The sequence below is a fragment of the Streptomyces sp. H27-D2 genome, assembly GCF_035828615.1.
In the GTDB taxonomy this organism is placed as follows: Bacteria; Actinomycetota; Actinomycetes; order Streptomycetales; family Streptomycetaceae; genus Streptomyces.
Genome location: NZ_JAYMZR010000183.1, coordinates 1 through 4,529, shown reverse-complemented (window position 1 = coordinate 4,529; position 4,529 = coordinate 1). Strand labels below are relative to the sequence as shown.

Genomic DNA, 4,529 nt, shown 5'->3' with positions numbered 1-4,529 from the left:
CCATCGCGCCGGACGTGTTGTGGGTGGGCGGCATGACCGAGATCGAGACCGGCGAGGGCAAGCTCTACCTGGCCACCGTCCTGGACCTGTTCTCGCGCCGCCTGCTGGGCTACGCGATGGGCGCCTACCATGACGCGGCCCTGGCCGGGGCGTCGTTGAAGATGGCGGCGGCCACTCGGGGCGGCGACGTGGACGGCGTGATCTTCCACTCCGACCGCGGGTCGGAATACACCAGTGAGGCGTACAACTCCTTGTGTGACCACCTGGGCGTGGTGCAGTCCATGGGGCGCGTGGGGTCGGGGCTTCGATGCATTCGGTCGCGCACCCGACCGGCATCGTCACACCGCCGTGACCTGCACACTCATGAGAGCACCACGACTTTGAAATCTCCCTGCTGTTGGGGGCGACCAGAACGGCCACGACATCCCCTTTCCGTACGCCGTTGTCACGCAGCGTATGGAATATCTCGAGGACGGAACGGTTCAGTTCGGCACCTGATATCACCTGACCGCGCCAGCGAAGAACCGGACGGTCCGAATCCAATGAGCACACCGAGAGAATGTCCGAGACATAACTGTCGCTTTCGCTACACCATTGGCCCTGTAGGGTCATCCCCTGCCTCTCCATGGAAACCCCGCCGACTTCCGTTCCGCTGACCCGGGTGAATTCCGATCCTCCCATTCGGAAGATATGCGGGGAAGGACGTTCGGCCCGCTGAATCGGCAGGCCGAAAGGGCCGCCCGCACGGGGTAGCCGTCTGGGTACTCTGCCGCTCCCGATGGCCCCAGGACACCCACCAGGACGGGCTCCGGGAGCAGACGCACCGGCGGGGGCCCGCCCCCGTGTCCCGCCTCCGTGCCCGGAACGGAGCACGGGCGGGACAGAGGCAGAACGCGAGGTGGGGCACGGAATTCCCGCGAGGTCAAACATCAGGTTCAGAAATTGACAGAGCACTTGGCGGCATGCCCCCGGGAGCGTACTAAATCGCCGGCCCGGTCACATCTTCAAGAATTGACAGAACACTGGGCGGCATGCCCTCGGGTGCGCCGGAAAATCGCCGACTGTTATCGGTCGCCAGGGAATTGACACCCGCCTGATGGTTGCTTACGGTCCGCTCGTCAGGTTTTCCAGACCGCATCCGAAGGTATTCATGACTACATCCACGTTGCCGAAGTCCAGGCAGCAGTTGATTCTTGCCGTTCTCATGGTGTGTTCACTGCTGATCTGGCTGGACAACACCGTCCTGAGTACCACCCTGGAGACCCTCGCGGACCCGGTCCGTGGGCTGAACGCCAGCCCGGCCGAGCTGCAGTGGGCCACCGGCTCGTACACGCTGGCCTTCGCCACCTTGATGTTCACCGCGGGCGCGCTGGGCGACCGCTTCGGTCACCGGACCGTGCTCGCAACAGGCCTGGTGGTCTTCGCCGCGTCCTCGGTGTGGGCGGCGTTCGCGGGCGACGCGGGGCAGCTGATCGCCGCCCGGGCCGCGATGGGCGTCGGCAGCGCGCTGATCATGCCCGGCAACCTGGCCATCCTCATGTGGACATTCACCGGCCCGGCGCGGTCGACCGCGATCGCCATCTCCTCGACCTCCGCCGGCGTCGGCATGGCCGTGGGCCCGGTGCTCGCCGGCGTGCTGCTCGACCACTTCTGGTGGGGCTCGGTCTTCCTGGTCAACGTCCCGGTCGTGGTCCTCGCGCTGATCGGCATCGCCCTGCTGGTCCCGAACTTCCGCAGCCCCGTCGTGCGACCGCTGGACCCGGCCGGAATGCTGCTGTCGATCAGCGGCCTCGCGGCGCTCGCCTACGGACTGATCCGCACGGGGCAGGTAGCGGCCTGGGGCCGTACGGACGTCTGGGCGCCGATCGTCGTCGGACTGATCCTGCTGGCGGTGTTCGTCCGCGTCGAACTGCGCAGCAAGATGCCGAGCTTCGACCCCCGGCTTCTCGCCCAGCGCGCGTTCGGTGGCGGCAACGTAGCCCTCGGACTGCTTCTGTTCGCCATTTCCGCCGTCACCTTCTACAACGCGTTCTACCTGCAGGGCGCCCGCGGCTACTCGCCGATCGAGGCGGGCCTGGCCAGCCTCCCGACCGCGCTCGGCGCGATCCTGGGGGCACCCGTGGGCGCGCGCCTGGTGCATCGCTGGTCGCTGCGGCTCGTCGCCGTGCCGGCCCTCACCGTCGCGGCGCTGACCATGGGCGCGTACGGGCTCTTCGGGCTGAGCACTCCCCTCGTCTGGATCGAGGTCCTGCTGCTGGTCCAGGGCCTGTCCATCGGCATGGTGATCGGCCCGGTGACCGCGGAGCTGATCAGCACCCTGCCGTTGGAACGCGCCGGCGCCGGATCGGCCGTCACCAACACCGTGCGCCAGACCGGCAGCGTGATCGGGATCGCCGTCGGCGGCACGATCATGTCGATCGTGTATCGGCGCGCGATCGAACCCTCGCTGCACGGTGTCCCCGGACCGGTGCGGGACCAGGCGCGGGTCTCCGCCGAACAGGCCCGGCACGTCGCCACCACGTCCCACCTGCCCGCGCTCGGGTACGCCGCCGATGACGCGTTCGTCCACGCCATGCACGTCGGTGCAATCTGGATCATGCTCATCGCGCTCTTCGGCGCGGCTGTACTACTGCTGGCCCTGCGCGCGGTCCGCAAGCCCGCGGCTGCCGGGGGCGAGCCGGAGCCCGCGCAGGAAGACGGCCCGACCACGGACGAGGCGGCCCCCCGGGCCGGGGCCGATGCCCGGCCCGTCCGCGAGGGCGACGACGTGGGCACCCGCTGACGCCATGGGAACCAGGCAGAAACTCCCCGAGGCGCGGTCGGACAGTCAGGCCACTTACCTGCCCGACCGGCACATATTCGCCCTGTGGACCTGGGCCGACGGCGCCGTGGGGGCGGCCCCGCCGGTCGGCGACGTCGAGACCGTTCCCCTGGTCGTGCCGACGCCGGACCTCGGCAGGCTCAAGGTGTCCGACGTCGACTGCGTGCTGATCGAGCCGGACCGGCTCGTGGCCGTGCCCCTCGACTCGCCCGGCCGGTCGGTGAAGGTCTGGCGGTCGTGGATCGCGGGCGGCGAGTCGGCTCTGCCGATCGCCGCGCACGCGGTCCCCGACGCCACAGGTGTCGCCGTGACGACGGCAGAGTACGCGGGCGGCGTCTTCCGCCGCACCACCTCGGTGGGGGCCGAGATGCGCACGGCGCTCACCGCCAAGCTGCGGCCTTACCAGGTGCGCGGGGTGAGCTGGCTGCGCGAGACCATCGAGACGCACGGCGGCGCGGTGCTGGCCGACGAGATGGGACTCGGCAAGACCCTGCAGACCATCGGTTGTGTCGCCGGACGCGCCGAGAAGGCGCCGCAACTGGTGGTCTGCCCCACGTCGTTGGTGGGGAACTGGGCGCACGAGATCGCGCGGTTCGCACCCGGACTGCGGACCACGATCTGGCGCGGCGGGCCGCTGCCCGAGGTGGACAGCGGCACGGTGGTGCTCACCGGCTACCCCACGCTGCGCATGCACAGCCCGGCCCTGGCGGGGATCCAGTGGAGCACCGCGGTCTTCGACGAGGCGCAGGTCCTGAAGAACCCCCGTACGCAGGTGTCGAAGGCCGCGCGCACCATCGCGGCCGACGCGCGGATCGCCCTGACCGGAACGCCCGTCGAGAATCACCTCGACGAGCTGTGGGCCCTGCTCAATCTGGTCGCACCGCACCTGTTCGCGAACCGGACGCAGTTCCGCCGTCGCTTCGTGCGGCCGATCGCGGACGGCTCCCCGGCCGCTTCCGCCCGGTTGCGCGGGGCCATCGAGCCGGTCGTGCTGATGCGGAAGAAGTCCCAGGTCGCAGGGTCACTCCCACCCAAGATCCACGCCGATCTCATCTGCGACCTCAGCGAGGAGCAGGAGCAGCTGTACGACCGGCTGCTGGACCAGGTCATCGACGACGGCTTTGGCAGCGGCGCCCAGCGGCAGACCAAGGTGCTCGCGGTCCTGACGTCGCTCAAGCAGGTCTGCAACCATCCGGGCCTGATCACGGACGACCTCGGTGAGCTGTCGGGCAGGTCGGGCAAGCTCGACCTGTGCGCCGACATCGTGGCCAACAACTTGGAGAACGACTCTCCGACCCTCGTCTTCACCCAGTACCGGCAGACCGGTGAGCTGCTGGTCCGGCACTTCGCCGAACAGTTCGGGGTGAGTACGCCGTTCTTCCACGGTGGCCTGAACCAGGAGCAGCGGGCCGACATCGTCCGCCGGTTCCAGTCCGACGACGGTCCGAAGGTGCTCGTCCTCAGTCTGAAAGCAGGGGGCACCGGGCTCACGCTCACGCGCGCGGCCGACGTCATCCACTTCGACCGGTGGTGGAACCCGGCCGTGGAGGCCCAGGCGTCCGACCGGGTCCACCGGATCGGTCAGAAGCCGTATCTCAACCGATGATGGAACGTGCGGGTCGAACAGGGTTCCTGGCCGGGTGATCTTCCGGTGGTGTGCGCATGAAGGCAGGGCCTCTTGGTAGTTCGGGGATGCGAAACCAGCCGA

At 68.9% G+C, this 4,529-nt stretch carries 3 protein-coding genes; all 3 read left to right on the top strand.

Going from position 1 to position 4,529, the window contains the following annotated elements:
* The first annotated feature begins 32 nt into the window (after positions 1 to 32).
* The 3 genes from QMK28_RS34495 (at position 33) to QMK28_RS33595 (ending at position 4,427) form a co-directional block, all read left to right on the top strand.
* Positions 33 to 656 (top strand): DDE-type integrase/transposase/recombinase, encoded by a 624-nt coding sequence (locus QMK28_RS34495; RefSeq protein WP_443050909.1) that lies wholly within the window; start codon positions 33 to 35, stop codon positions 654 to 656.
* A gap of 494 nt (positions 657 to 1,150) precedes the next feature.
* A complete protein-coding gene (locus QMK28_RS33600; protein ID WP_326443481.1) occupies positions 1,151 to 2,782 on the top strand; it encodes an MFS transporter in 1,632 nt (543 codons plus the stop codon).
* Between the two features lie 4 nt (positions 2,783 to 2,786).
* Positions 2,787 to 4,427 carry a DEAD/DEAH box helicase gene (locus tag QMK28_RS33595; protein WP_326443480.1) on the top strand — a complete coding sequence of 547 codons (1,641 nt, stop codon included), beginning with the start codon at positions 2,787 to 2,789 and terminating at the stop codon, positions 4,425 to 4,427.
* Positions 4,428 to 4,529: the final 102 nt, after the last annotated feature.

Excerpts from the sequence above, each read along its gene's own strand:
- QMK28_RS34495 (WP_443050909.1), top strand. The coding sequence starts at position 33 with ATGACCGAGATCGAGACCGGCGAGGGCAAGCTCTACCTGGCCACCGTC.
- QMK28_RS33600 (WP_326443481.1), top strand. The coding sequence starts at position 1,151 with ATGACTACATCCACGTTGCCGAAGTCCAGGCAGCAGTTGATTCTTGCC.
- QMK28_RS33595 (WP_326443480.1), top strand. The coding sequence starts at position 2,787 with ATGGGAACCAGGCAGAAACTCCCCGAGGCGCGGTCGGACAGTCAGGCC.